Here is a 2,558-nt window from a genome sequence, read left to right as displayed (position 1 = left end):
ATAGTAACAAACAAAGAGAATCCCACCCGTGAATACGTCAAATCTATCATGGATGCCCGTTGGTCTGTTGAAGTTTATCATCGAGAAGTTAAACAAAATTGTGGTATTGAACGCTGTCAGGCTCGCACGAGCCGAGCGCAAAGAAATCATATTTTTCTCGCTATTTCTGCGTGGTTTGAACAACATAAACGTCGTATATCTGAAAAAATAACCCTTTATCAACAAAATTGGGACGTAATCAAAAATGCTATTGCTGAGCACATCCGTGTTTTATTAGCGTACCCAAATTAGTTTTGTGCGAAACTCGTGACGTTGTTTCAGCGAAACGGTGCTTGGGCCGAACTGCTAAACACTTACCCACTGAGGCCTGTTGAAGTAGAAGTTGTCACCAAAATGCTAGCTTGTGGCACACCACTTATGGGAAGCCGCGAATTATGCTGTGAGAATACCCCACGAGTTTCGCACAGGCATATAAAATTCTAAAAATGGCTTAAAAGCAATGATTAATCTGCAAGTTACTAAAAAACATAAATTTTCTTAAATTACAATAAGTTGTATTTGATTTATAAGGTTTTGACTATTTATATATCATGCTGAATTAAACTTAAAAATAGAGCGTTTTTTTATTGGTGCGAAACTCGTGAATTCATAAAGTGCTCGTGGCTGACTGTAATAATCTTCATCTTCCCGATGATTCCAGTGATCGGCTGTTCCACATAATGTCAACGGTGGTTCTTTGAATTGAGGTTGTTCTTGAAATCGGCCCGCGCTATTTGGTTCGTAAGTAACCCCATTGCCACTATTACCATCCACTCTCATGGCACCATCACGGTGGTAGTTATGAAATGGACAGTTAGCCTGTGGTTTATTTACTGGGATCTGAAAATTATTGACGCCTAACCGATAACGATGTGCGTCGCCATAAGAGAATAACCGGCCTTGTAACATTTTATCCGGTGAAAAACTAATACCTGGCACAATATTCGCTGGGCTAAAGGCGGCTTGTTCCACATCAGCAAAATAGTTATCAGGATTGCGGTTTAATTCAAACTCACCAACATCTATTAATGGGTAATCTTTATGTCGCCATACTTTGGTAAAATCAAATGGGTTGTAAGGCAGTTTAGCGGCATCGGCTTCAGGCATCACTTGGATTTGCAATTTCCAACGTGGATAATTTTGGCTGTTAATGGCATTAAACAGATCACGTTGTGAACTTTCACGATCTTTAGCGATAATTTGTTCCGCTTCGTCACCTTTATGTCAAAAGTGTTATCCAACAGCAGGTAACATACCACTAACAATACCAATCTGAATTAAAATCACGGCAACACCACAAGTTAGCACTATTAGTAATGCGGGCGTTCCACCTTTAACCCGATAACGATTAGTTTTATTTGCTTCGATTTTTCTGACGCGCATCACCATCAAAGTTGGCAGAATGAGTGCTAAAATCGATAAAGCAACGGCTGCATAGGTTAAGGCTTGAACAAAACTACTGAAAAATAGCGCGCAAATCAGTGGTGGCAGGAAGGTTAATAATCCACTCTGCAAGCGACCAAATGGCGTATTTTTACGTTTAAACATATCGGCCAAATAGTCAAACAAACCCAGCGTAACACCTAAAAAAGAGGTCGCCAACGCCAGATCCATGAATAGGTTAACAGCAATATTTACTTGTGAAGTGGCGACGATATCATTAATTGCACTCAGTAATCCGTTTAAACCCGACTGGTTGGCTAATATACCGATAAAGGTGGTTTGTGGGATAGCTCCTAAGGTGGCTATCTGCCATAAAATATAAGCGAATAGTGGGATAGCACTACCAATAATAAAAATTTTACGTAATTTATTGATATTACCATCCATATAGCTTACCAGGCTTGGAATACTGCCGTGAAAGCCAAATGAAGTAAAAATGACTGGGATCGCTGATAAGACTAATCCTTTTTCTACTGGCATAGCGGTAAGATTAATATTTTCTACGTGGGGCATCATGACGACTAGCATGATGAGCAGAAAAACAATTTTTGCGATAAACAGAATGCGATTTATCAAATCGACTGAGTGAGTGCCAATACAGACAATCGTACCGCCAATAATGGTGAATAAAATAATTGCAGAATTGATGCTAATATTTATACCTGTCCAAGATGAAAGGCTATTAGCGATCAAAACTCCTGCGCCACCGATATAAGCGGTCGCTAATGCATACATCAGTAGTAGCATGCTTAAACTGGTTATCACTCTTCCAGGTAAACCAAGATAACGTTTGGCAATAGAGCCTAAACCTAAATGTGCGGGGTTGTATTGATATACTTCGACTAATAAGAGGCTGTCGCAAAAGCTCATGTTATCGATTAAAATTTGCTTTATTCGTTTTAAACGCAGATCTTTTATGACCGTATTTACTCGCAAACTGGAATCGCCTTCTCACACCAAACGTAAGTTTGTCAAAGCGCAAAATCTACCTATCTTGGAGGGTTCTGTTTCCCTTTGCGATTATCTCAAGCAAATTGGTGAACGTAGGGCATTTATTGTCACAGAGATTTTGGATG

General features: G+C 39.6%; 2 protein-coding genes and 3 pseudogenes. 3 read left to right on the top strand and 2 right to left on the bottom strand.

Annotation, left to right across the window (positions count from 1 at the left end; genetic code table 11):
* The coding region (locus CBG25_RS07270; RefSeq protein ID WP_290603789.1) for a transposase at positions 1–291 on the top strand (291 nt) is incomplete at its 5' end.
* Positions 292–306: 15 nt separating this feature from the next.
* A complete protein-coding gene (locus tag CBG25_RS07265) occupies positions 307–483 on the top strand; it encodes a hypothetical protein (protein ID WP_290605686.1) in 177 nt (58 codons plus the stop codon).
* 162 nt (positions 484–645) lie between these two features.
* On the opposite strand, the pseudogene CBG25_RS07260 reads toward CBG25_RS07265, so the two are convergent.
* Positions 646–1,254: pseudogene (locus CBG25_RS07260) on the bottom strand (catalase); the annotation flags it as partial.
* Positions 1,255–1,272: 18 nt separating this feature from the next.
* Positions 1,273–2,337 (bottom strand): annotated as a pseudogene (gene tyrP, locus CBG25_RS07255) (tyrosine transporter TyrP); the annotation flags it as partial.
* A gap of 13 nt (positions 2,338–2,350) precedes the next feature.
* Here tyrP and CBG25_RS07250 point away from each other — a divergent pair.
* Positions 2,351–2,558, top strand: a pseudogene (locus CBG25_RS07250) (hypothetical protein); the annotation flags it as partial.

Source organism: Arsenophonus sp. ENCA, from assembly GCF_002287155.1.
GTDB lineage: Bacteria > Pseudomonadota > Gammaproteobacteria > Enterobacterales > Enterobacteriaceae > Arsenophonus > Arsenophonus nilaparvatae.
This window is presented reverse-complemented; position numbering and strand designations above follow the sequence as displayed.